Here is a 23,808-nt window from a genome sequence, read left to right on the forward strand (position 1 = left end):
ATTAATGCCTCCCAAGGAGATTGTATTCTTCTTTCTTTTTTTGTAGATATTTTTTAATTCCTTCTATTTCTTCAACGCTCATACCATATTTCCACCAATATGGCAATATGGAATTGTTAAGCAGTAATGGATCAGTATTTATATCAATCCAGCCTTTTTCAACAAGTTCCATATATTGTGGTGTGTTGGGTATAGGTGTAAATTCATTTACAGAAGGTATTATATTATTTTCCAGACAAAAATCTATAGCTTTTTTTACATCGTCTACCTTTTGTTCTGGTAAATTGGCCATTATATAGGCAGAAACATCTGTAAGCCCTTCATTTAATAGATAATTTGCTGCATTTTTTAAATCTTCATTGGAAACCTTTCCACCTGTTTTTTTCTGTAATTCTTCATCTGAAGTTTCATAACCGAGTTTAATTATTTTAAAATTAGCTTTAGCAAATAATCGAGCTATTTTTGGGGTTACAAGTTTAGCATGAATGCCATTTGGCAAATGATATCTAACATTGAATCTGGATAATTCATTTAGTAATTCTTCTTTTTGTGGATGTAACAAGAATGCGTCATCAAAGAAAACTACATCTTTAACAGGTTTTTCTGATAAGATTGTTTCTAAACCGGAAATTATTTTCTTTACGCTACGTGTTTGATATTTCCACATTCTTGGCGTTACACAATATGTACATCTAAATGGACAGCCTATTGATGAAGTTATAACCACGTGTGGCAATTGGGAATTATATAATTCATAAGCTGGATCAATCTCTTCAAACCAATTGAAATTATCTATTTGAAGATTATAATATTTCAGCATTTTGTTAATTGCAAATGTTCCTGTTCCATTTATTATATGTACATTTAATTCTTCAAAAATCTTTTTGGCATGTGCTGGCATTATGTTAACGTATATTCCTCCGAGAAATATAGGTTTTTCCGGAAATATTTTTCTTATTTCTTTTATTGTTTCGTATACTCCATAATACCAATATGTCATTACAGAGGTAACTATTATTCCATCTATATCTGAATAATTTTCCAGTCTTTTTTTTAACTCTTCTTTTGGAAGACCATAACGCTTGAATCTTCTTGGTATATCCTTTAATACAGGTGGGTTTTCAACCTTTTCATAATGAAATTTTCCTGTGCCGTAATATCTATCTTTTATTTTGTCGTTTTTTACAAAGTAATTATCATATCTGTTCATTAAGTCCAATAAACTTACCTGAAATCCTTCTTTTTTTAATATTCCACCTACATATAACAACCCTAATGGTTTCAACCAGAAATCATATGCTGCTGTATCGTATATCCAGGGGTTTATTAGCAAAAAATGCTTCATTTATTATCACCTTTTAATAGGTCATAGTATACATTTAATCCTTTTAAGGTTAAATACTGATCATATACTTCGAATTCCTTTATTACCCCTTTTAAACTCCTGCCAATTCCACCGGTAAGTACAACTTTAAAATCTGTATTATATTCTTTTTTTATTTCTGAGATTAATTTTTGTATACCATATACTACCGTTTTTATTATACCTATTTGAATATTGTCAATGGTATTTTTTCCAACGGTATAGTCAAGGAATTTAAATTCTACCTGTGGTAATTTTGCGGTTTTTGAGAATAATGCCATCATCTGGGTGTTTATTCCTGGTATAATGGCGCCACCTATAAAATCGCCATTATATACTACATCTATTGTTATGGCAGTTCCAAAGTCTATGGAGATAGCGTTATTTCCGTAATATTTTTTTAGAGCCAATGCATTTACTATTCTATCAGCACCAACTTCACGAGGATAATCAACCCTTAATTCCATTCCTTTTAATTGAGCAGCATTTACAAATATTGCTTCTACATTAAAATATTTGCTTGCATACTTTTCAAGTATATAATTTACAGAAGGCACAACAGAAGAAATTATAACTGTGTCTATTTCATTTTCAGAAATGCCTTCTCTTGATAAAAGTGAGTATAAATGTGAAAATAATTCATCTTCTGTTTCAAATGATTTTGTTCCAATTCGCCAGGTTTTTAAAAAGTCATTTTCAAATAATCCTATTACCATATGAGTGTTTCCTACATCAAATAATAGTCTCATTTTTTACCTCCATATTTCTGTTGCAGCTTTTCTCAATCTGTTCATTATGGATATTCCCAATCCTTTATCTTCTACTCCTTCTATAATTATAACATCATTGTTGGTTTTATCAGCTTCTCTTAAAAAAGCAAATAGATTTGTTGCTATTTCAAAGTAATTTTCTATGCTTCCAGAAATTAATGTATCTATCTCAGAAAAATATTTTTCATCTTCTTTAAAAGCAATAATTAAAGGATTTTTATAATTTTTAGCAAGTTGATGTATTTTTTCTATTCTATTCTCTGAATATTCTATGAGGATAGTTTTTTTGTCTGGAGCATAATGTCGGTATTTCATTCCAGGGGCTCTGGCAACATCAACTTTTGCTTTTCCATATATAAATTCAGGAATTTCTATTTTTCCAAATATTTCACGTAATTTTTCCGGAGTAATTGGTCCAGGTCTTAATAATGTTGGAATCTTTTCTGTTAAATCTATAACTGTTGATTCAAGACCAAAATCAACCTTTCCTCCATTTATTATTATATCTACTCTGCCATTTAAGTCCTCGATAACATGTTGTGGATCGGTAGGACTGGGTTTCCCTGAAAGATTAGCGCTTGGAGCGGCTATTGGTGTGTTTGATTCTTTAATTAAAGCGCGAGCTATTGGATGTGCAGGAATTCTTACGGCAACTGTATTTCGCCCAGCTGTTACAATATCCGGTATATTTTTCTTTTTTTTCAAAACAAAGGTTATTGGACCTGGAGTGAGTATTTTTATTTTTTCAAATAAATTTTTATCTATTTCCACAAAATCCAATATATCTTTTATATCACTAAAATGAGCAATTAAAGGATTATCTGAAGGTCTTCCTTTAGCTATAAAGATATTTTTTACTGCAGTTTCGTCAAGAGCATTTGCGCCTAACCCATAAACGGTTTCTGTAGGAAAAACCACTAATTTTCCAGCTTTTATATATTCAGCTGCTTCTTTTATTTTTTCAAGCTGGAAATTTAAAGGATCTATTTCTAAAATTTTTGTTTGCATGAAATTCTCCTTTCGCCTTTAAATTTGTTTGGTATTTTAATTATATCATCTAATTATTATAATATTTATATTTTTAATATTATTTTGAATTTAGAATAAAAATATGTTATAATTACTATTAGATAAATTATTCCGGAAGAGGGGGGAGAGTATGAAAAAAGCATTGTTATTTATTAGTGTGTTAGTTTTAAGCATGGTTGTATTTTCTTCACCTACAACAATTGTAGGAGCTTATGGATGGACGGATATTTTTATTGGTTTTAGTGGATATGGGGTATATGGTGGAGTAAGATATGATTTTGATACCTCAAAGATCTATGATTTAAAACCTATTTTGGGAAAAGAAAATTCAGAAGTCTTAGATGCAAGTGTATATGTTGGTGGCGGATTAAATTATGCAGAATTTGATGCAAGTGTTCTGGGATTAGAGGATGAAACATATGGATCCTTCTTATTAACCGGAAAAACATCTGCATTTTTTGGAACACCTATTTTGGGATTTAAGATTTTTGGATTGCAATGGATTCCAGGTCTTGAATTGGGAGTTACAATGGATTATTACTTTTCAGCATTAAGTGATGAAGCTAAAAAGAACATGAGTGGAATAGCTTTAACTGATAATATGGTTCTTAGTTTTGATTATGGAATAGGATTCCAGATTGAACCAATAGAAATAAATGGTATTTATGTAAAACCATTGTTCTTTCCATGGCCATTGTTATTAGGTGCAGAATTACAATTTTAATTGTTGTTAAAAATAATAAAACGCCTTCCATTTGGAAGGCGTTTTATTATTTTTCTTTATGTTGAAATATCAAGTCCTTTTCTTGGTTGCTGATTTACCTGTTGCTTTATAACATCGCCAGCCTGTTTCATGGCTTCTCTCCATGCTTCTAATAATGTGTTTAAAAGTCCCTTAACCTCTTCAAGAATTTCTGTGTCTTTTTTTAAATTTGCTTCTAATAATCTTCTGTACATATAGCTATACAATGCTCTTAGATTTTTTGAGATTTCTCCACCTTTTTCCATATCCAGAGAAAGATTTAATTCCATTACAATATCCTCTACGCGCACAATTTGATTATGTGCTTCCGGTAGTTTTTTATCCCTTATATATTTTATAGCTCTATTTAACCTTTCAATGGCATTTACATACAAAAGCTCAACTAATTTAGCAGGACTTGCGGTTTTAACCATACTTTCGAGGTATCTATCGTTTGCATTTGCAGTATTTGGATAATAACTGTTTGGTTGATACATTTTATCACCTCACTCAATTTCATTTATAGCCCTTTCAAAAGCGTCTTTAAACATATCTAATATTTGAGGAAAATCATAATCTAAAATATCCGAAATTTCTACATTATCTGCATTTGATTGTGATTCTATTATTTTTTCCAAAATCTCTTTTTGTTTTTCCATGTCTTCATCACTTATAAATTGTTTGTTTAATACATTGGAAGCCTGATTTATTATTGTATTCATTGCCTGCAAACCTTCAGCTAACGCTTTTAACATTTTATGCCCTTCTTCTGTGTTTAACATAACCTCTTTGGAAACATTTTCAAGTGATTTTTCAATCTTATCTATATATTCTTTTCCTTCAAGGAGCAATTTTTTTACAAGGCCATATAGATCATCAAATGTAAGTTCGACCTCTTCTCCGCCTTCAAAATATGCACCTTTTAATTCGTCATAGAATTTCATAGGTATATCTTTCCCGTTTATTTTCATTCCAACAAGAACAGAATTCAATTTTTCTGTTTGAAAGAAATTGACTAATTCATTGAAATTTGAAAATTGTTCTTTTGAAAATTCTCTGTCAAAATTTTGATTGTCAGATTCGTAAATTACCTTTACTTTTATTTTATCGTTCATATTATAACCTCCTACTAAATTCCATATGTATTATCGTCTAATTTTATTATATCATTAATTATGATTTTATAAAAATAGATGAATTTCCTATTTGTATTTTATACGAAGTATGTATGTCAAAAAAATTTAATATTGATATTAACATTTTGATATGTTTTTTTGTTGACATATAAAGAAAAAAAGATTATAATAATAAACGTATTGTTTATTATACCGTTCATTTTTAAATCTAAAAATACGATTTTTAAAAGAACTTTTTTTGAAAAAAATGTTGTAAAGCTTTATTATAGCGGTATAGAATTGTTTAATATAAGTTACATAAATAACGCATTTAAAAATACAGGTGATATTATGAAAATAGGGGAGAAACTGAAGAAATTAAGGCTTTCACGGGGATTAACTCAGGAAGAACTTGCTGTTAGAGCAGATTTAACAAGAGGTTTTATTTCTCAGTTAGAGCGTGATTTAACGTCTCCAACACTTGAAAGTCTTGAAATGATTTTGAGAGCGTTGGGAACAAATTTAAAAGAATTTTTTTCTGACTTTGAGGAAAAAAAGATTATATATAAAAAAAGCGAAAGAGTCCCATTGTATGATACGCCAGATGGAGTTAAAGAAGAATTATTAATGACTGATACTGAAGTAAAGAAGATTGAGCCGATGATAGTTGAGCTTGAACCGCAGTCTCAAACAGAGGAAGAAGATTATCATGAAGGATCAGAATTTGGATATGTCCTTGAAGGAAATATAGAATTGTGGCTTGATAATGCAAAATACAAAGCAAAAACGGGAGATGCATTTTATTTTAAATCAGATAAAAAACATTATATAAAAAACGCAAGCAGAAAAAAGAAAGCAAGAGTTTTGTGGATTGAAATACATTAAATAAAAATAAAATAGATACCATGGGGAGGGTTGTATATGGCAAAATCATTGGGAAGACATATTGTAGCAGAATTTTATGAATGTGATAAAGATATTTTAGATGATGTAGATAAAATTGAAGAATTAATGAAAAAGGCTTCTATTGAATCAGGAGCAACTCTTGTAACTTCAACATTCCACAGATTTTTGCCCCATGGGGTAAGTGGAGCTGTTATAGTTTCTGAATCACATTTTGCTATTCATACATGGCCAGAATATGGATACGCATCCGTTGATATCTATACATGTGGCGATCATGTTGATCCATGGAAAGGATTTGAATTTTTAAAGAAAGCATTTAATTCACAAAGGGCACAAACAGTAGAACATTTAAGAGGCGTTTATGAAGAAATTGGTATTGATGAAAATTCTCCACACAAGGTAGAAGCTTAAGGGAGGGATAAGAATGGAAAAGAATTTAGAACCAGGCAGACATTTATTATACATGGAATGGTATACAGGTGGCGATGTAGGATTATTCATGAAAATGAATAAGATTTTATTTTCTGGTCAGAGTGAATATCAAAGGGTAGATGTGTTTGAAAATCCAGAATTGGGTAGAGTATTTTCTTTAGATGGAATTACAATGACAACAGAAGTAGATGAATTTATGTATCATGAAATGTTAGTTCATGTTCCTATGTTCATTCATCCAAATCCAAAAAGGGTATTGGTAATTGGTGGTGGAGATGGAGGTTCAACAAGAGAAGTTTTAAAACATCCATCAGTAGAAGAAGTAATTTTGTGTGAAATTGACCCAATGGTTATTGAAGCAGCAAGAAAATATTTGCCAACAACAAGTGTTGAATTTGATAATCCAAAATTGAAAATAGTTAATGAAAATGGAGCAGAATATATAAAGCAATTCAAAGATTATTTTGATGTAATTATTGTTGATTCAACAGATCCAACAGCAGGTGAAGGTGGACACTTATTTACAGAAGATTTCTATAAAGCATGTAGAGATGCATTGACAGAAAACGGTGTATTCTCAGCAGAAACAGAAGATCCTTTCTATGACAGAGCATGGGTGGGAATTGCATACAACAGAATAAAGAACGCATTTCCTGTAGCAAAGGTTTATATGGGATTCATGACAACATATCCATCAGGAATGTGGAGTTATACATTTGCTTCAAAGGGACTAGATCCATTAAAGGATTTCAATCCTGAAAAATTAAAGAATTTTGAAAAGAAAGATACATTAAAATATTATAATGAAGAAATACATGTTGCAAGTTTCGCGCTTCCAACATTTGTAAAGAAGTTAATAGGTGTTGAAAAGTAATTATAGATGATTAAAATAAAAACCGGTGAGAAAATTCTCACCGGTTTTTATTTTATGTGCAGACTCACATTTGTGTTCGTCCTTTTGATGTTGATTGAGAAAAATAAAAGTTCATTTGTACGACTTGAGTGCTAATCTTCGAAAATTGCTCGTTCTCAGGGGTCGTTGCAGACTCACGTCCATGTTCGTCTTCACTCAAAATCACATCCGTGTGATTTTGACCCCTTCCACTCACAATTTTCTCAGGCACTCTGCGAGCCTTCACTCGCTTTTATTTTTTCCAACTATCCTGTAATCCCCGCTTCGGGAAATTCTTAGTCTTCGTTCATATTATTTTTCTACTTTCTTTTATACAACCTGGCAACCTGCGAGTTTTCGTTCGTTTTTATTTTTCTCAATCATAGTTGTTTCTCTTCGGAATTTTCAAGTTTTCGCTCATATTATTATTTCTATTTTCTTATTTCTTATTATATTTTATTATATAAGTAAAACATAAAAGATTTTATTATATAAGTAAAACATAAAAGAAAACTGAATAAAAAGATGAACGAATGCTCGAAGATTGCCCGAAAAAAACTGCGAATGAAGAGGGACAAAAAAACAGGATGTTTTTTTGAGCGAAGCTTCCCCAGGGATGGGGAATCTGAGCGCCCCAGCGTATATGAGCAGTTTTTGAGGATTAGCAATCGAGTCGCATGAGTGAATCTTTTTATGAAGTTTTCTAGAATGATATTTTTAAAGAACTTTTATTTTTTCCAACTATCCTGTAATCTTTGCTTTGGGAAATTCTTAGTCTTCGTTCATATTATTTTTCTTTATATATACAGATGGGTGTTCTGCGAGTATTCAGTTTTCACTTTTTTTATTATTAAACATCCTATGTTATAATTATAATAAATGCCTGTAAGAAGAGGGGGAATTTTTATGAATTTGCATCATTATGTTGAAATTCTTGTTGATTATATTGCCGATTTTTCATATATATTGGCTATTGTTGTAATTGTTTTTGGAATGATAGTGGCATTTAGAATTTTTATAAGGGATGTTTTATTTGGGGATAGATCAGAAGATGCTATTTGGGAAAGTAGGCTTGAATTAGGGCATTCATTTTCTTTGAGTTTGAGTTTTTTGATTGGTGCGAGTATATTAAAAACAACAGTTGCGCCTACATGGGATGATATTGGTAAATTAGCATCTATTATAGCAATTAGAACTACTTTAAATTATTTTTTAACAAGAGAAATTAAAGAACATAAAAAGGATGTTGCCAATGAATCGAAATAGTCTTATATGGATGAAGGAATTTTTAAAAGAAGATAATTTAAAAATTCTAAAACATTTGAAAGAAAATAGGATTCCGTTAATAGACTATGGTAAATTGGAAGAATTTTATAAAGATGTTGAAGCAAAAGGGATAAAAATAATAACATATTTTGATAATGAATATCCTGAAAAATTAAAGAGAATATACAATCCTCCATTGGTATTATATGTAAAAGGAAATATTGATTTATTATATGAGAAGTCCATTGGAATTGTTGGCTCTAGAAAATGTACTGCATATGGAAGAAATATATCAACAAATTTTGCAAAGATACTTGCTGAAAAGTATGTAGTAGTTAGTGGAATGGCTTTTGGGATAGACGCGGCAGCGCACAAAGGAGCTTTAAAGTCTGGAAAAACTATTGCTGTGCTTGGTAGTGGAGTTGATGTTGCTTATCCGAGAAGTAATGTGAAGTTATATGAAGATATCCTGAATAATGGTGGATGTATTGTGTCAGAGTATAGGCCGGGGACGCCTGCCACGCCATTTCGATTTCCAGAAAGAAATAGAATAATTGTTGGTTTAAGCGAAGGCATTATAGTAGTTGAAGCGGCTAAAAAAAGCGGTTCTTTAATTACCGCAAGATTGGCTGTTGAAAGCGGGATAGATGTATATGCTATTCCTGGAGATATAACAAGAAAAAGTTCAGAGGGTACAAATGAATTAATTTATAATGGAGCAATTCCTTTGATTTCTGAAAAGGTTTTAAAAGAGATATTTAATATAGAAGAAAATAAAAAAACAAAAAGAATAGAAAATGAAGATGATTTAAAAATAATTATGGCAATTGATAATGGATATAACACATTTGAAGGTATTGTTAGTTATACCAGGCTTTCAACACCTCTTGTGTTGCAACGTTTAACAATTCTGGTAATGAATAAGATTATATTTGAAGAAAATGGTAGGTATCATCTGGGAGGTTAATGTAAATGAGAAAAACAGTTTTTTTAATTTTATTATTTTTATTAATAATTTTTTCAGGATGTTCGAGTCAGCAAAATAAAAAGGAAGATATATTTAAAAGTTTTAGCAATATTTCAGAAGTATTATATAAAGAAATAGTGGTAATTGGAGAAGGAATAAGTTATAAAGATGCTGAGGCCAATGCAAGGGTTCAGGCGTTGCAAAATATTGTAGGTATGAAGGTTTATAGTCAAACAACTGTGAGAAATTATAAATTAGTGGATAAAAAAATATTATCAAAAACATATGGATTTATAAAGAAATCAGAAATTCTGGAAAAAAGTGAAAAAGATGGAATATTCACGGTAAAAGTAAAATATTATGTTTCTCCAGAAATTCCAGATGAAGATTATTTCTATATTTTACAACAGATGAGAAAACCAAGAATAGGAATATTAATACATGTTTTTGAAGAGAATAGTCTTAAGTATAATTTTTCTCCAGAAAATATAATTGCCAGTGAACTAACTGAAAAATATGGATTTAACGTTGTTCATAGTAATGAACTTATGAAATATAAATTGAAAAGTTACAATTCTATTGACTTAAGTAAGGAGTTATTTGATTTTGATGTTTTGATTGTTGGAGATATACATAGTAAATATTTAGGAGAATATCAAGGTTTAAAAACAGCCAGAGCTAATCTGGATTTAAAAGTATATTGGGTTGGCAATGGAAAGCTTATAACAGGTATGGCGAAAAATTCCAGTGGTGCTGATATAACTGTTGATGGTGCAATAAATAGAGCTATTAATAAGGTTTCTTCTTTAATAAGCGATGATATTTCTATGGAAATAATAAAAAAATGGATGGATTATCTTGCAAATGGATTGCCAATAAGAATAAAAGTTGAGGATATTTCAACAGAAGAATATAAAACAATAGAAAATATGCTTAAAACAAACTTTGATATTAATTCTTTTTCATATATAGATAATGCAGCAACTTTTGATATAGAATCGACTTTATTTACAGATGAGATATATAATCGGTTTTTTATTGGATATAAAATTGAATACCAAAATATGCTATTTTTAGTTATAAAATAAAGAATTTGAAATTTTATTAAGAATATTTGAATATTATCGACATTTTTGGCTTTACAATACCGGAAAAAGTAAATGAAAAAAGTATTTTTTGTGTTATAATTAATTTTGTAACTTGTTACAAAAAAGATATATAAACATCAAAGGAGGGTTTTAGATGAAAAAGTTTGGTATTATTTTATTATTGGTAATTTTTGCAATTACATCATTTGCAGCATCTAACAAAATTGTTATATGGTGTTCAGAAAAACAGGCAGATTTCATAAAAACATATGGAGAAAAGTTTACAAGAGATACAGGAATATTAGTTGAAGTACAACAGGTAAACTTTGGAGATATAAAATCAAAATTCTTAACAGCAGCACAGGCAGGAGAAGGTCCAGACATTATTATAGGGGCTCATGACTGGGTTGGAGAATTAGCAGCAAATGGACTTATTGATTCAATTCCATTTTCAGCAATAGAAACAGATAAATTTGCAAAATCAGGACTAGATGCGTTCACAGTAAATGGAAAATTATATGGTGTTCCATATGCAATTGAAGCAGTTGCATTATTATACAATAAAGATTATGTTGAAGAACCACCAAAAACAATAGAAGAATTAAAAGAATTAGCAGCAGAATATACAACAGATGAAACATTAGGATTAGTATATGATGCAGGTAACTTCTATTTCTCATATGGATTTATAGCAGGAAATGGTGGATATGTATTTAAATGGACAAAAGAAAATGGATATGACACAACAGATATAGGGCTTGCAAATGAAGGTGCAGTTAAAGGGGCAGAATTAATAAAATCATTCTTTGATGAAGGATTAATTCCACAGGGTGCAAATTATGGAACAATGGATTCAATGTTTAAAGATGGTTTAGCAGCAATGATAATCAATGGACCATGGGCAGTAAAAGATTATATAAATGCTGGTATTGATTTTGGAGTATTACCATTAACAGAATTAGAATTATCAGATGGACATTATGGAAAACCATTTGTTGGAGTACAGGGATTAATGATAAATGCAAGAAGCGAAAACAAAGCATTGGCAAAAGAATTTGTAATTAATTATCTTGCAACAAAAGAAGGAGTATATCAGTTCTATCTTGCAGATCCAAGATTACCAGCAAGAACAGATGTAGCAGCAATAATCGAAGAAAAAGGTGGACCAGTTCCAAAAGAAATAGTAGATGGATTTGTAAAGAGTGCAGCTGGCGGAGAACCAATGCCAAATGTTCCGGAAATGGGTGCAGTATGGGGACCAATGGGTGATGCTTTAAGCCAGATTATCAATGGTCAGGCAGAACCTGCACAGGCATTAAAAGAAGCAGTTGAAAAGATAAAAACAGCATTAAATAAGTAATAAATATATAAAAAATAATCGGGCGGTTAAAACCGTCCGATTATTTTATTTTAAGTCCATCAAAAGCAGTTATAATACCTTTAGTTGAGTATAATTTTTCTAATTCTGAGTGAATTGGATTGTGAAGATGAGAAAAATGTGTAGCGATAACTTTACTGTTATTATCGATAATTCCCATTTTTTCAAAAAAATCTTTTGTTGAAATAACTTCTTCAAAATCCATATGGAATTGATATTTTTTGTTAATTCCCATTGTGGCATCAAGAATAACTTTATTTATAATCTTTCCATTTAATTTTTCTTTTATAAATTCTATTGTTTCCGGGAGAAAAATGCCTGTATCCACTCCGTATAATAGCCAGTCATTATCTTTTTCAATAAGGAAGTTTAAAGGTGTTTCACCGTATTCTGAAGTGTGATTTGCTTTTAATGTATATACTATATATCCATTTATATGTAGTGTAATAAAAGGTTCTACTGACATAAGACTGATTTTATGTAATTCGGTTCTTTCTTTTATTATTGAACCCAATTTGTTTGGAACAATTAAATCAACATGATCTAATTGATCGAACGTTCCGGAAAAAACAGGATTTCTGTAATCGAGGTTTTTTATGAATAAATGATCTGAATGACCATGAGTTATAAGTATATGTTTTACCTTTGTTAAATCCTTTCCAAATCTATTTGCAGAAGCTACTATATCAGGTCCAAAATCAATTAATAGATTATCATCGATTAAAACACTTGAACGTAGTCTAATGCTTTTTTTACCTTCTTCACGTGCTTTCTGGCAGTTTTCACAGGAACAAAATGGATTTGGATATCCTTCTGAAGCGGCTGTTCCAAGAAATAAAATTTCCATACCTTTTCCCCCTCAAATAGTTGATTTTTCTTAATTATATCATATTTTTATTTTTGTTGTAAAATTATGATAAAATATAAATGTGCTAAATAAAAGTATTTTTTGGAGGTGCAAAAATGAAACTTGCTATAATAAGCGATACACATGGTTCTTTGTTTTATTTTGAAAAGGCGTATAAGTATTTAAAAGAAGCAGATAGAGTTATCCATCTTGGTGATTATTTATATCATGGACCAAGAAATCCTTTGCCTGAAGGTTATAATCCTATGGAATTATCTAAAAAATTAAATGAATTTAAAAGAAAAACGTTTATTACAGGTAATTGTGATTCTCAAATAGATATGAAATTATTAAATATACCTGAACCGGTTCCATATGCTGTGGAAAGTTATGGCTCATTTAATTTTTTCTTCACACATGGCTGGGATCCTACAATTGAGGATGCAGAAAATCTTGCTAAAAAATATAAATGCCAATTTTTAATACATGGACATACGCATATTCCTAAATTTGAAGAAAAAGAAGATATAACAATTATTAATCCGGGAAGTGTTTCTTTGCCAAAGAATAATACTCCACATAGTATTTTAATAGTTGAAATAAATGACTCAATAAAATTCGAATTTATAGATATAATTAAAGATGAAAAATATGAATTAAAATAAAAATAACACCCCTGAAAATCAGGGGTGTTGTTTTAATAAAGGGGGTAATGTAATTTTATCTATTAATCAATACTAATTTCTTTGAACTTTTTAACCTTTTCTGGAAGTTTAGGAATTTCAATCTTTAAAACACCATCTTTAAAGTGAGCCTTTATTTTTTCATAGTCTATGTAATCTGGAAGTTTTATAGCTCTTTCAAATTTTCCAAAGAATCTTTCTCTTCTTAAGTAATTTTTGCCTTTTTCTTCTTTTGTGTCTTTCTTTTCTGCTGAAATTGTTAATATGTCATCATCTAATTTTATGTTGATTTCTTTCTTGTCATATCCTGGAACATCTGCTTCAATTACTATTTCTTTTTCTGTTTCGTAAATGTCTAATTTTGGCATTGCTACAGGCATTACAGGTCTTTCTAATGTATCTAATGTTCCAAAATCATCGAATAATCTTTCAATTTCTCTTCTTAATGTTTCAAATGGTTCAAAGAAGTTTCTGTTTTCATATCTTCTGATTTCGCTCATATTATCCCCTCCTTTTTCATTTTTTTCTTTTTCATCGACTTCCACTATATATGACGATAAATTTTTTTGTAGGTTCAAAGGTTCAAAATTAATTTCAGAATTTTTATAATAATTTATATATAGCTATTTTTATTTTATTAAATATAATCATTACTAAATTTTATAGCAATCGTTACTATTAATTGATAAAAAGGGGAGGTGGAAAAAATAAAAGCTTGTTCAGGTGACTTGAGTGCTGATCTTCGAAAATTCTCTTTGAAAGTAGAAAAATAATATTCACTCAGACGGCAAGAATTTCTGATCCTTGCTCCATTTGAAAATTCGGGCACGCTCAGACACTTCGTCCATGAAGTGCTTCGCTTTCCAAAACGTCCTGTTTTTCCAACCCGAATTTTCTGCATTACGCTTCGGGAAATTCTTAGTCTTCGTTCATATTATTTTTCTACTTTCTTTTACATAATCAGGCACTCTGCGAGCCTTCACTCGCTTTTATTTTTTCCAACTGTTTAATACCTGCTTCTAAAACCTTTTACCTTCGCTCATATTATTATATCTATTTTCTTATTATATTTTATTATATAAGTAGAATAAAAAGAAAACTGAATAAAAAGATGAACGAATGCTCGAAGATTGCCTGAAAAAAACTGCGAATGAAGAGGGACAAAAAAACAGGATGTTTTTTTGAGCGAAGCTTCCCCAGGGAAGGGGAATCTGAGCGACCCCGCGTATATGAGTAGTTTTTGAGGATTAGCAATCGAGTCGCATGAGAGAATCTTTTTATTCAGTTTTCTAAATAAATATTTTTAAAGAACTTTTATTTTTTCAATGGTTTTATGATAGTAGTATGGTATAATAAAAGAAAAGTTATCTTTTATTATTCAGGGGGTGAGTAAATGGAGGAAAGTATTATTGCTACAATAACAAACATGGCTCCAGAAGCATTGAATTCATTATATACATATGCCGATTCATGGTATATAATTCTGGGAGTTTCTCTGCTTTCTATTTTATTTTATAAAAAGGTTTCAAAGTTGATTTTCTTTATTATTGGATTTTTGAGCAGTTATTTATTTATAATACCATTTATTATTGATTGGGAATATTCAAAACAATTTCTCGAATATATTAAGGGAAATGAAGGAATAGCTTATTTAATTTTTTCTATAATTATTGGATTATTAACATATGGTTTTTTTAAGTCTTCTGTTCAAATTGCCGGTTTTGTTTTGGGTGGAATGATAGGTTATGGATTATATGATTTTATCAGTACTTCTTTTCCCGGACTAATGGATAAATTGGATTTTTTAAAATCTGTAAAACCTGAATATATTCCTTGGGGATTTTCAATCATTTTTGGATTAATTGTTTCCATTTTATTATTTAAGAGTTTTGATAAAATAATTTCTTATTTAACCTTGATTATTTTTTCAGGTATAGCATCGTTTTTTAGTGTTTATTTTTTTGAAGAAATTCTAACTTTGAAAATAGGAACCAATGAAATATTAAAAAGAAATTCTAATTTAAGCCTTCAGGAAAGTTATTGGATTATAGGATTATTTGTGGTATATATTTTAATTGGAATTAAGTTCAATTCAAAAAAGATGAAGGAGTGAATTAAATGTATATTATTGGTATAGCAGGAGGGACCGGTTCAGGAAAGACAACAGTAGCATATAAAATGAGGGAAATTCTTGGAACCGAAAATTGCGAGATATTGCCTATGGATAATTATTATAGGGATTTAAGCCATGAGACTTTGGAGGAAAGAAAAAAGCATAATTATGATCATCCAAGTATGATAGAAAATGAATTAATGTTTGAACATTTAAATATGCTGAAAGAAAATAAAGTTATCGATTTACCTGAATATGATTTTTCTCAATTTACCCGTGTGGGATCTGTGAAGTTTGAACCAAAACCAATAATAATAGTTGAAGGTATTTTTGCCCTGTATTATGAAGAATTAAGAAAAATGTATGATCTTGCTATATATGTTGATACAGAAAACGATATAAGGTTTATTAGAAGGCTTGAAAGGGATATAAAAGAAAGAGGAAGAGATTTGGATTCTGTAATTAAGCAATATACAAATACAGTTAAACCAATGCATGATGCATATGTAGAACCCACTAAAAAGTATGCAGATATTATAATTCCCGAAGGTGGATTTAATGAAAAAGCAATTCAGGTTGTTGTAAATTATATATTTAGAAAAATGTTATAACTGTAAAAATAGCCCGAATTTTTTCGGGCTATTTTTTCTTTTTGGTAAGTGCAATACTTAGAGCTGTTGTTAGCTTTAAGATATTTTCGTTTAATCCTTCAATTCTATGTGATAAAACAGCTGCAATTTCTTTCATGATTTTGTATCCAATATCTGGATTCTCTTCTGCTAATTTTTCAAAATCCTCTTTTGACATCTCATATAACTCGCATTCTGTTAATGCCTTTATTGTTGCAGAACGTGGAGAACCAGTTACAAGAGACATTTCGCCAAAGAAATTAATTTTTTCGGCATCTAAAATGGCCATTGATTTTTCTCCCTCTTCCCAATGATTGGAACCGGTTCGAAGGGTTAATTGATGGGTTATTTGAACTTTTCCTTTTTTGAAAATATACATTGTATCTCCTTTTTCTCCTTCGGCGATTATAATTTCATCAGCTTTAAATTTTATAGGTTTTAGAATTTTTGCTACTTTTTTTATTTGGGAGTGGTTTAAATTTTTAAACAATTGTATTTTGCTTAAAAATTCTATATCAGCCATAATATCACCTACTTTATCACAAATACATGTGAATCATTTTCAGAAATAATATAATCGTCATTTGGATTGAGATTTAATTCATAATTTTCTTTCTTTTCTTCTTCTTCAAAGAAGTCTTCTTCTGCTTCTTCGAATTTCTGTCTTATGAAATTGTCAATAGAACTATCGGAATTTAAAAGATCATTAATGGTAAATTCTTTTTTGGTTGTTAATGTACCAATTACAAGCGCGTTTTCTTTCTGTTTGAAGTGTTCAAAAAGCTCTTTGAAAGTTTTTCCTATAAAAGAGCGTGGAATTGGCATTAATTTTACTCTCATATTTTCCAAAGAAACAATTTCCCTCATTAGCATATGATATGCTGGAGATATTAGTGCAGAAGATAATAGTACCGAATTAAATTCATTACTTAAAATTATATCATCTGCTCCTGCTCTTAGTATGTATTTTGCTTTTTCTTCTTTTATAACTTCAGCGAATATTTTAGCCTCACTATTTATAGTTCGTATAAGAAGGATGCTTATTAATGTCCTTTCATCACATTCTTCCAGGCTTCGTCCGCCATATGTGTCAGAAAGTATTATAATATATTTTGCATGGGCAATATTTGCTCTGTTTAAAACGTTTTCTTTTGTGAAATCTCCATGAATAAACTTTATATTTAAATCTGGAAATTTTGAACGAAAATCTTCATAATCCTCTTCTTCCGCCTGGTTTACCAATACAAGATTATAATCAGAGGCATTTATAAATTTTTTCATGGCTTCTACTGTTTTTTCAAGATGATTATTCCATCCCAATATTGCTATGTGATTCTTAAATTTCACGTAACCCAACCCCTTCCTTTCTCGAATACGTAGTTCAACAAGAATTGAAGCAATACTACCTGAAATAAGAGAGAATAAAGTTACACCGGTAATTATTGTAATCATTCCTATTGTTTTTCCTAAAGTAGTAGAAGGCACAATATCACCATATCCAACAGTGGCGATAGTAACAATTAACCACCAGAAAGCATCAAAAAGGCTATTAATTTCCGGGTTTTTACCAACTTCTGCAAAATATAAAACAAAACCTATAAGGATTATAAAAACAAATATTATACTTAATAATCTATTTCCAGGGTCTTTCCAGAGATTTCTAAAAAAGAATTTTACTTTTTTTAACATTAAAGCCACCTTCAATTATTATATTATTATATTTTGCCTATAGATATTATATCACACAATTATTTGAAGAAAGAATTTATATTTTCCAAAAAAAGAACAAAGATGCTATTTGAAAATTAATGTATCAGATGATATAATAATAAATTGTAAATTATTTAAACGAGGGGGTAAAACATGAAAATACAGGGAAAGATTATGGCATTTTTTGTAATATCGCTTTTGGTGGTATTATTGGCATTTTCGGGGATTAGTATTTTAAATTCACAAAAATCTTTAAAAGCGAGTTTTACAGATAAATTAATTATGGCGAGAAATTTAAAAATGGAATTTATAGGAAATTTACTTGAAGAAACAACTTCTGATCTTGAATATGTAAGAAATTTTGAAAAAATAAAGGATGGTTTCTTTAATGCTTCAAATCTTTTTGAAGATTTTATGAACGTAATGACATTGGATACAATAATGAAGACATTAAGAGAAATTTATATAGAAAAAAATCCATACAAAGACAAATCGCAATTATATGACTATTATTATGACGAAAAATTTGATAAAACAGGTTTTTCTGATGAAGTTATGAGCACTTTTTATGATTATAGTGTAATGCATTCAGATTTACAGAAGGATTTTAGAGATTTTATTAATATAAAAGGGTATAGCGATTTATTATTAATTTCTCCAAAAGGGTTAGTTTTGTATTCGGTAAGTAAAAATGAAGATTTTGCAACAGATTTAAATAAGGCAAATACGATTTTATCTGAATTATACAGGACTTTAAAAGAAAAGAATGACAATGAAGTGCATTTTTCAAAAATAGGAAATTATTTTGGTAAACCGGGATTTTTTGCAGGTATAAAGGTTGAAGATGAAGATTTTGGATTATATGGTTATTTAGTATTAAGAATTAATATTGAAAAAATAGATAAAATTTTACAGGATAATAGCGGTATGGGGGAAACAGGTGTAACTTATATTGTAGGAAACGATTATTTAATGAGAAATAATATTGCAGGGTTAAATACAATTCTCCGTCAAAAAGTTGAAACAGAACCTGTAAAAAAAGCATTAAATGGTGAATCTGGAGTTTTAATAACCAAAAATTTTGAAGGTAAAACAGTATTAAGTGCATATGCACCTTTTAAATTTAAAAATATTCATTGGGCTTTTGTATCTGAAGTTTCTGTATTGGAAGCATTAAGATCTGCTAATAACGTAAAAAATATTCTTATAATCACATCTTTTGTTATTTTGATTTTATCTATTGTTTTGTCTGTAATATTTGCAAGGAGAATATCAAATCCATTGATGGAATTAAGTAAAAAAGTTGATAAATTTGCAGAGGGTGATTTTACAGTTAAGTTTGAAGCTAAAGGTAAAGATGAGGTTGCAATGATTACCAATTCTTTGAAGAACATGACGGAAAATCTTAGAAATACATTTATCTGGTTAAGAGAAGCAGGAGATAGAATTGAAAAATCATCAAATCATCTTGCAGATATTTCAGAAAAAACCAGTGCAGCAAATGAAGATATTTTAGATAAAGCAAGAACAATAGAAAATAATGCTGAAAATGCTGCTGCTACCACAGAAGAATTAACCTCTGGGGTTAATGAAGTATCAACAGCAGCACAGAATGTTTCTGAAACAGCGGTTGAAATTTCTCAAGAGGTAAATATAACAACTGAACTAACCCAAAATGGTGAAAAATCGATAATTGAAATTACAGAAATTATCAGTGAAGCAGTTGATAAATCTAAACAGACGGAAAAAACTGTTGCAGTATTAGCTCAAAAAGCGAAGAATATTGGAGAGATTGTAGATACCATAACCAATATAACAGAACAAACTAATTTATTGGCATTAAATGCAGCAATAGAGGCAGCAAGAGCAGGAGAAGCAGGAAAAGGTTTTGCTGTAGTTGCCGATGAAATTAGAAAACTTGCAGAAGAAAGTAAAAAAGCTACAGAACAAATAGCGGTGATATTAAATGAAATAAGAAACGGTGCAGCTGAGGCAAATAAGGCAACAGACGAAACAGTAAATGTAATTTTAAATGTTGAAAAGAGTGCAGAAGAGGTCAAAGAGAAGTTTGAAGAGATTCTCGAAAGAGTTGAAAGCATAAATATGAGAGTTGAAGGATTAACTGCCAGTGCAGAAGAACAAAGCGCTTCAACAGAAGAAATGGCAGCAGCAAGCGATAAAACTGCTCAGATGATTCTTGAAATTTCAAATGAAATTACTGAAATTACAAGAGAAATAGAATTAGAAAGCGAAGATATGGAAAGTGTAAGTGAAAAATCGGTGGAATTATCGAAATTAGTGGATGAATTAAATGAAAAATTAAATCAATTTAAGATATAAAAACAATCCCGGGCTTTCACGGTCCGGGATTGTTTTTATTGTAAAGAAAAATAAAAATATTTGAATATTTTAGCAAACTTTTTTGATTTATAATATGTTAAATATTGGATAAATCTACTATTTATGTTATAATTTAATAAAAGGGGTGATATAAATGAAGGTATGGGAAACAGAATTATTTGGAAGGAAGCTTGTAATCGAACATGGAAAGATGGCGAAACAGGCTCATGGATCTGTTTTGTTAAGATATGGGAAATCAGCGATACTTATTACAGCAACTGCCTCAAAAGAAGCAAAAGAAGGCGTTGATTTCTTGCCATTAACAGTAGAGTTCCAGGAAAAATTTTATGCAATAGGTAGAATTCCTGGCGGATTTGTAAAAAGAGAAGGAAGGCCAAGTGAAGAGGCTATATTGTCTTCAAGGCTTATAGATAGGCCTATAAGACCATTATTCCCAAAGGATTTTCATAATGATATTCAGGTAATTGTAACTGCATTATCAATGGATAATGATGATAGTATAGAAACATGGGGTATAACAGGCGCATCATTTGCATTAAATGTTTCACCAATTCCATTTGAAGGTATGGTTGCAGGTGTTAGACTTGGATATGTAGATGGTGAATTTATTGTATTCCCAACTCAGGAGGAGTTAAAAAGAAGCAGGATGGATATTGTTGTTGCAGGAACTAAAGAAGCAATAACAATGGTTGAAGGTGAAGCCTTAGAAGTATCAGAAGAAGAAATGGTAAAGGCTTTAATGTTTGCTCATGATGCAATAAAGCAAATTGTGGAATTTCAGGAAAAAGTAATTTCTGAATTTAATATAGAAAAATGGGAAGTTGTTCCACCGGAAATTCCAGAAGGTTTTGTTGAAGATTTTGAAAAATTAATAGATAATGAAGAATTAAAGAAAAGAATTCTTGTAAAAGGTAAAAAGGATAGAGATGAAGCTCTTGGAAGTTATGAAAAAGAATTGCTTGAAAGATTCCAGAGTGAATATGTTGAAAAATGGGACAATGAAACATATGAAGCAAATAAAAAATTCTTAAAAGAAGCATTTGATGATGCTATTAAAAAGTTAATGAGAAAGATGATTATAGAAGAAAATACCAGAGCCGATGGAAGGAAAATAGATGAAATCAGACCTATAACCTGTGAAGTTGGATTATTTGAAAAAACACATGGTTCAGCATTATTTACAAGAGGAGAAACACAGAGTTTAGGTGTTGTAACTCTTGGTCAGCCATTTGACGTTCAAATAATAGATACAGTTTTCGAAGAAGGCGAAAAAAGATTTATGCTTCACTATAATTTCCCACCTTATTCCACAGGTGAAGTAAAGGGTTTAAGGTTAAGCAGAAGGGAAATTGGACATGGACATCTTGCTGAAAGAGCTTTAAAGAATTTATTGCCTTCAGAAGAAGAATTCCCATATATTATACGTGTGGTTTCTGAAATTTTAGAATCAAACGGTTCTTCATCAATGGCTACAGTATGTTCAGGTTCATTGGCATTAATGGATGCAGGTGTTCCAATGCCAAAACATATTGCCGGTGTTGCAATGGGGCTTATCTTTGAAGACGATAAATTTGTTGTTTTAACAGATATTCTCGGAATGGAAGACCATCTTGGAGATATGGACTTTAAAGTTACAGGTACAAGAGATGGAATAACTGCGTTCCAGATGGATGTTAAGGTTGCTGGGGTTAATGAAGAAGTATTAACAGAAGCTTTAGATAGAGCTAAGAAAGCAAGATTGCATATTCTTGACATTATGTATAATACAATTCCTGAACCAAGAAAAGAGTTATCACCATATGCACCGCTTATTAAAACAACGACAATTCCACTTGATAAAATCTCAGAAGTAATAGGACCAGGTGGAAGAGTAATTAAAGGTATTGGAAAAGATTATGATGTAGAGGTTTCAATAGATGATGAAACAGGTCTTACAAAGGTTAGTGGTACTGATTTAAAGAAAATAGAAGAAGCAATTAATTATATCCAGAATATCATAAAAGAAGTAAAAGCCGGTGAAGCTTTTGATGGGAAAGTTGTAAGAATTGAAAATTACGGATTATTTGTTGAGATATTGCCGGGAAAACAGGGATTATTGCATATCTCAAACCTTGGAAAAGACGCCAAAGAAGCTATAAAAGGGTTTAAAATAGGTGATGTAATAAAGGTTGAAGTAATCAGTATAGATGACAGTGGAAAGATTCAGTTAAAAAAATTTGGAGAACCAACAGCTCCAAGAAGAAATAATAATAATCGAAGACATTATGAAAAAAAGCCGGAGGAAAAGAATGATTGAAAAAGTTGTTATAGATAATAGATTAGAAGTTTTGTTACTTCCCAGAGACACCATCAGGAGTGTCTCTGTTATTGCTGCAGTAAGAAATGGTTCATCACATGAAACAGAAGAAGTAATGGGAATCTCTCATTTAATTGAACACTCCGTTTTTAGAGGTACAGAAAACCGAAATATGGTTGAAATAAAAAGGCCTATAGAAGAATTTGGTGGTTCAATAAATGCATTTACCGGAAAGAATCTTACAGCATATTATGCAAAAGTTCCATTAACAGCTTCTGAAATAGGACTGGAAATAATAATGGATATTATCTTTAATGCAAAATTTGATGAAAATGAGATAGAAAAAGAGAAAAGAATAGTTTTAGATGAAATTGCAATGTATGAAGACGAACCAGTTGATAATGTTTTTGAACAATTAAATAAAATAATGTTTTCAAATACATTTGCCAATCCGATATTGGGAACCAAAGAAAGCGTTTCAAAATTAAATGCTGAAATTTTAAAAGATTATTATAGTCGTGAATATACACCTGAAAATACAGTTTTAATGCTTGTTGGACCTGGGAAAGAACTTGAAAAGCTTGTTTTAAAAATAGGTTCATTATTACCTGAAAGAAAAGGAAAGAAAAACAAATTTAACAGTCCGGTTTTTAAGGAATCTGTGCAAAGAAAAGAAAAGGAAAAAGAAGAATTATCTCAAATATATGTTTCATATGCATTTAAAGCTCCATCAAAAATGTCAAAGGACTTTTATCCTTCTATGGTATTAAAAACATTTTTAGGAAGCGGAATGAGCTCGTTGTTATTTACCAGAATACGCGAAGAAGCAGGTCTTGCATACGAAATATCTGCAGATTATTCTGGTTATAATGAAACAGGTGTATTTAATATATTTGCAGCCACAGTACCGGAAAACTTTGAACGTTTAAACGGTATAATCTTTGATACTATCAATAATTTAAAAAATATGGAAGATATAGAAAAATGGATTGAATATGGTAAAAAAAGATTATCAGGAAGATATATGCTTGAAACAGAAAATAGCCTTAATTTTGGATTTTTGGCTCTGGATTATTATCTTGCATTTGATAAGATAATAGATATTGATAATATTGTTAATATAATTAATGCCCAAAGCAAAAAAGATATACTGGACAACGCAATAAAAATTTTTGAAAATGAACCGTATATATCGGTTGTTAAACCTAAAGGTTAAGATCT

General features: G+C 30.2%; 23 protein-coding genes. 14 read left to right on the forward strand and 9 right to left on the reverse strand.

Annotated features, from left to right (window positions below):
* Position 1: 1 nt before the first annotated feature.
* From XO11_RS06950 to XO11_RS06960, 3 genes are read right to left on the reverse strand one after another with little or no spacing between them, the layout of a single operon-like run.
* Positions 2-1,345, reverse strand: a complete 1,344-nt coding sequence (locus XO11_RS06950; RefSeq protein WP_014296897.1) for a radical SAM protein — start codon at positions 1,343-1,345, stop codon at positions 2-4.
* Positions 1,342-2,112: a type III pantothenate kinase gene (locus tag XO11_RS06955; protein WP_175418414.1), complete on the reverse strand. Its 771-nt coding sequence runs from the start codon at positions 2,110-2,112 to the stop codon at positions 1,342-1,344. Before XO11_RS06955 ends, XO11_RS06950 begins: the two co-directional genes overlap by 4 nt.
* Before the next feature lie 3 nt (positions 2,113-2,115).
* Positions 2,116-3,141, reverse strand: coding sequence for an L-threonylcarbamoyladenylate synthase (locus XO11_RS06960; RefSeq protein ID WP_014296899.1), 1,026 nt, complete (start codon positions 3,139-3,141; stop codon positions 2,116-2,118).
* A 151-nt stretch (positions 3,142-3,292) separates the two neighbouring features.
* Between XO11_RS06960 and XO11_RS06965 the strand changes: the two genes are divergently transcribed.
* Entirely contained in the window at positions 3,293-3,886 is a 594-nt protein-coding gene (locus XO11_RS06965) for a hypothetical protein (RefSeq protein WP_014296900.1), read from the forward strand.
* Between the two features lie 56 nt (positions 3,887-3,942).
* Here XO11_RS06965 and fliS read toward each other — a convergent pair whose 3' ends face one another.
* Positions 3,943-4,401, reverse strand: a complete 459-nt coding sequence (fliS, locus tag XO11_RS06970) for a flagellar export chaperone FliS (protein WP_075780651.1) — start codon at positions 4,399-4,401, stop codon at positions 3,943-3,945.
* A gap of 9 nt (positions 4,402-4,410) precedes the next feature.
* Positions 4,411-5,019, reverse strand: a complete 609-nt coding sequence (locus XO11_RS06975) for a hypothetical protein (RefSeq protein WP_014296902.1) — start codon at positions 5,017-5,019, stop codon at positions 4,411-4,413.
* Positions 5,020-5,370: 351 nt separating this feature from the next.
* Here XO11_RS06975 and XO11_RS06980 point away from each other — a divergent pair, with 351 nt between their 5' ends.
* From XO11_RS06980 to malE, 7 genes are all read left to right on the forward strand, one after another.
* Positions 5,371-5,904 (forward strand): cupin domain-containing protein, encoded by a 534-nt coding sequence (locus XO11_RS06980; RefSeq protein WP_075780815.1) that lies wholly within the window; start codon positions 5,371-5,373, stop codon positions 5,902-5,904.
* A 36-nt stretch (positions 5,905-5,940) separates the two neighbouring features.
* Entirely contained in the window at positions 5,941-6,336 is a 396-nt protein-coding gene (gene speD / locus XO11_RS06985; protein ID WP_014296904.1) for an adenosylmethionine decarboxylase, read from the forward strand.
* 13 nt (positions 6,337-6,349) lie between these two features.
* Positions 6,350-7,231: a polyamine aminopropyltransferase gene (speE, locus tag XO11_RS06990; protein WP_014296905.1), complete on the forward strand. Its 882-nt coding sequence runs from the start codon at positions 6,350-6,352 to the stop codon at positions 7,229-7,231.
* Positions 7,232-8,155: 924 nt separating this feature from the next.
* Complete coding sequence (locus XO11_RS06995; protein WP_014296906.1) at positions 8,156-8,515, forward strand: DUF1622 domain-containing protein; 360 nt, start codon at positions 8,156-8,158, stop codon at positions 8,513-8,515.
* On the forward strand, positions 8,502-9,482 hold the full coding sequence (dprA, locus tag XO11_RS07000; protein ID WP_014296907.1) for a DNA-processing protein DprA: 981 nt from the start codon (positions 8,502-8,504) through the stop codon (positions 9,480-9,482). The genes XO11_RS06995 and dprA overlap by 14 nt, the downstream gene beginning before the upstream one ends.
* Positions 9,483-9,487: 5 nt before the next feature.
* Entirely contained in the window at positions 9,488-10,570 is a 1,083-nt protein-coding gene (locus tag XO11_RS07005; protein WP_014296908.1) for a hypothetical protein, read from the forward strand.
* A gap of 154 nt (positions 10,571-10,724) precedes the next feature.
* Positions 10,725-11,930: a maltose/maltodextrin ABC transporter substrate-binding protein MalE gene (malE, locus tag XO11_RS07010; RefSeq protein ID WP_014296909.1), complete on the forward strand. Its 1,206-nt coding sequence runs from the start codon at positions 10,725-10,727 to the stop codon at positions 11,928-11,930.
* 40 nt (positions 11,931-11,970) lie between these two features.
* Here the strand turns inward: malE and XO11_RS07015 are convergent, their stop codons facing one another.
* A complete protein-coding gene (locus tag XO11_RS07015) occupies positions 11,971-12,795 on the reverse strand; it encodes an MBL fold metallo-hydrolase (RefSeq protein ID WP_014296910.1) in 825 nt (274 codons plus the stop codon).
* Positions 12,796-12,911: 116 nt separating this feature from the next.
* Between XO11_RS07015 and yfcE the strand changes: the two genes are divergently transcribed.
* Entirely contained in the window at positions 12,912-13,460 is a 549-nt protein-coding gene (gene yfcE / locus XO11_RS07020) for a phosphodiesterase (RefSeq protein ID WP_075780654.1), read from the forward strand.
* A 62-nt stretch (positions 13,461-13,522) separates the two neighbouring features.
* On the opposite strand, the gene XO11_RS07025 is transcribed toward yfcE, so the two are convergent.
* Entirely contained in the window at positions 13,523-13,978 is a 456-nt protein-coding gene (locus XO11_RS07025; RefSeq protein ID WP_014296912.1) for an Hsp20/alpha crystallin family protein, read from the reverse strand.
* Positions 13,979-14,871: 893 nt separating this feature from the next.
* Here XO11_RS07025 and XO11_RS07030 point away from each other — a divergent pair.
* Complete coding sequence (locus XO11_RS07030) at positions 14,872-15,591, forward strand: hypothetical protein (RefSeq protein WP_014296914.1); 720 nt, start codon at positions 14,872-14,874, stop codon at positions 15,589-15,591.
* A 5-nt stretch (positions 15,592-15,596) separates the two neighbouring features.
* The gene (gene udk / locus XO11_RS07035; protein WP_014296915.1) at positions 15,597-16,202 is read left to right on the forward strand and encodes a uridine kinase; all 606 of its coding nucleotides are present in this window, start codon (positions 15,597-15,599) and stop codon (positions 16,200-16,202) included.
* Between the two features lie 28 nt (positions 16,203-16,230).
* Here udk and XO11_RS07040 read toward each other — a convergent pair whose 3' ends face one another.
* Both XO11_RS07040 and XO11_RS07045 read right to left on the reverse strand, forming a co-directional pair.
* Positions 16,231-16,743: a cyclic nucleotide-binding domain-containing protein gene (locus XO11_RS07040; RefSeq protein ID WP_014296916.1), complete on the reverse strand. Its 513-nt coding sequence runs from the start codon at positions 16,741-16,743 to the stop codon at positions 16,231-16,233.
* An 8-nt stretch (positions 16,744-16,751) separates the two neighbouring features.
* Complete coding sequence (locus XO11_RS07045) at positions 16,752-17,909, reverse strand: TrkA family potassium uptake protein (protein ID WP_014296917.1); 1,158 nt, start codon at positions 17,907-17,909, stop codon at positions 16,752-16,754.
* 174 nt (positions 17,910-18,083) lie between these two features.
* Here XO11_RS07045 and XO11_RS07050 point away from each other — a divergent pair, with 174 nt between their 5' ends.
* The 3 genes from XO11_RS07050 (at position 18,084) to XO11_RS07060 (ending at position 23,803) form a co-directional block, all read left to right on the forward strand.
* The gene (locus tag XO11_RS07050; protein WP_175418415.1) at positions 18,084-20,270 is read left to right on the forward strand and encodes a methyl-accepting chemotaxis protein; all 2,187 of its coding nucleotides are present in this window, start codon (positions 18,084-18,086) and stop codon (positions 20,268-20,270) included.
* Positions 20,271-20,424: 154 nt separating this feature from the next.
* Positions 20,425-22,587 (forward strand): polyribonucleotide nucleotidyltransferase, encoded by a 2,163-nt coding sequence (gene pnp / locus XO11_RS07055; protein WP_014296919.1) that lies wholly within the window; start codon positions 20,425-20,427, stop codon positions 22,585-22,587.
* A complete protein-coding gene (locus XO11_RS07060) occupies positions 22,580-23,803 on the forward strand; it encodes a pitrilysin family protein (RefSeq protein WP_014296920.1) in 1,224 nt (407 codons plus the stop codon). The genes pnp and XO11_RS07060 overlap by 8 nt, the downstream gene beginning before the upstream one ends.
* The last annotated feature ends 5 nt before the right edge of the window (positions 23,804-23,808 follow it).

It is taken from the genome of Marinitoga sp. 1138 (genome assembly GCF_013363265.1).
Lineage (GTDB): Bacteria > Thermotogota > Thermotogae > Petrotogales > Petrotogaceae > Marinitoga > Marinitoga piezophila.

Bases quoted from the DNA above. Each gene is read 5' to 3' on its own strand.
- malE (WP_014296909.1), top strand. From the start codon at position 10,725: ATGAAAAAGTTTGGTATTATTTTATTATTGGTAATTTTTGCAATTACA.
- XO11_RS06965 (WP_014296900.1), top strand. From the start codon at position 3,293: ATGAAAAAAGCATTGTTATTTATTAGTGTGTTAGTTTTAAGCATGGTT.
- XO11_RS06950 (WP_014296897.1), bottom strand. From the start codon at position 1,345: ATGAAGCATTTTTTGCTAATAAACCCCTGGATATACGATACAGCAGCA.
- XO11_RS06995 (WP_014296906.1), top strand. From the start codon at position 8,156: ATGAATTTGCATCATTATGTTGAAATTCTTGTTGATTATATTGCCGAT.
- yfcE (WP_075780654.1), top strand. From the start codon at position 12,912: ATGAAACTTGCTATAATAAGCGATACACATGGTTCTTTGTTTTATTTT.
- XO11_RS07025 (WP_014296912.1), bottom strand. From the start codon at position 13,978: ATGAGCGAAATCAGAAGATATGAAAACAGAAACTTCTTTGAACCATTT.
- XO11_RS07030 (WP_014296914.1), top strand. From the start codon at position 14,872: ATGGAGGAAAGTATTATTGCTACAATAACAAACATGGCTCCAGAAGCA.
- XO11_RS06980 (WP_075780815.1), top strand. From the start codon at position 5,371: ATGAAAATAGGGGAGAAACTGAAGAAATTAAGGCTTTCACGGGGATTA.
- XO11_RS06955 (WP_175418414.1), bottom strand. From the start codon at position 2,112: ATGAGACTATTATTTGATGTAGGAAACACTCATATGGTAATAGGATTA.
- XO11_RS07050 (WP_175418415.1), top strand. From the start codon at position 18,084: ATGAAAATACAGGGAAAGATTATGGCATTTTTTGTAATATCGCTTTTG.
- udk (WP_014296915.1), top strand. From the start codon at position 15,597: ATGTATATTATTGGTATAGCAGGAGGGACCGGTTCAGGAAAGACAACA.
- speE (WP_014296905.1), top strand. From the start codon at position 6,350: ATGGAAAAGAATTTAGAACCAGGCAGACATTTATTATACATGGAATGG.
- XO11_RS07005 (WP_014296908.1), top strand. From the start codon at position 9,488: ATGAGAAAAACAGTTTTTTTAATTTTATTATTTTTATTAATAATTTTT.
- XO11_RS07040 (WP_014296916.1), bottom strand. From the start codon at position 16,743: ATGGCTGATATAGAATTTTTAAGCAAAATACAATTGTTTAAAAATTTA.
- pnp (WP_014296919.1), top strand. From the start codon at position 20,425: ATGAAGGTATGGGAAACAGAATTATTTGGAAGGAAGCTTGTAATCGAA.
- speD (WP_014296904.1), top strand. From the start codon at position 5,941: ATGGCAAAATCATTGGGAAGACATATTGTAGCAGAATTTTATGAATGT.
- XO11_RS07060 (WP_014296920.1), top strand. From the start codon at position 22,580: ATGATTGAAAAAGTTGTTATAGATAATAGATTAGAAGTTTTGTTACTT.
- XO11_RS07045 (WP_014296917.1), bottom strand. From the start codon at position 17,909: ATGTTAAAAAAAGTAAAATTCTTTTTTAGAAATCTCTGGAAAGACCCT.
- XO11_RS06960 (WP_014296899.1), bottom strand. From the start codon at position 3,141: ATGCAAACAAAAATTTTAGAAATAGATCCTTTAAATTTCCAGCTTGAA.
- dprA (WP_014296907.1), top strand. From the start codon at position 8,502: ATGAATCGAAATAGTCTTATATGGATGAAGGAATTTTTAAAAGAAGAT.
- XO11_RS07015 (WP_014296910.1), bottom strand. From the start codon at position 12,795: ATGGAAATTTTATTTCTTGGAACAGCCGCTTCAGAAGGATATCCAAAT.
- fliS (WP_075780651.1), bottom strand. From the start codon at position 4,401: ATGTATCAACCAAACAGTTATTATCCAAATACTGCAAATGCAAACGAT.
- XO11_RS06975 (WP_014296902.1), bottom strand. From the start codon at position 5,019: ATGAACGATAAAATAAAAGTAAAGGTAATTTACGAATCTGACAATCAA.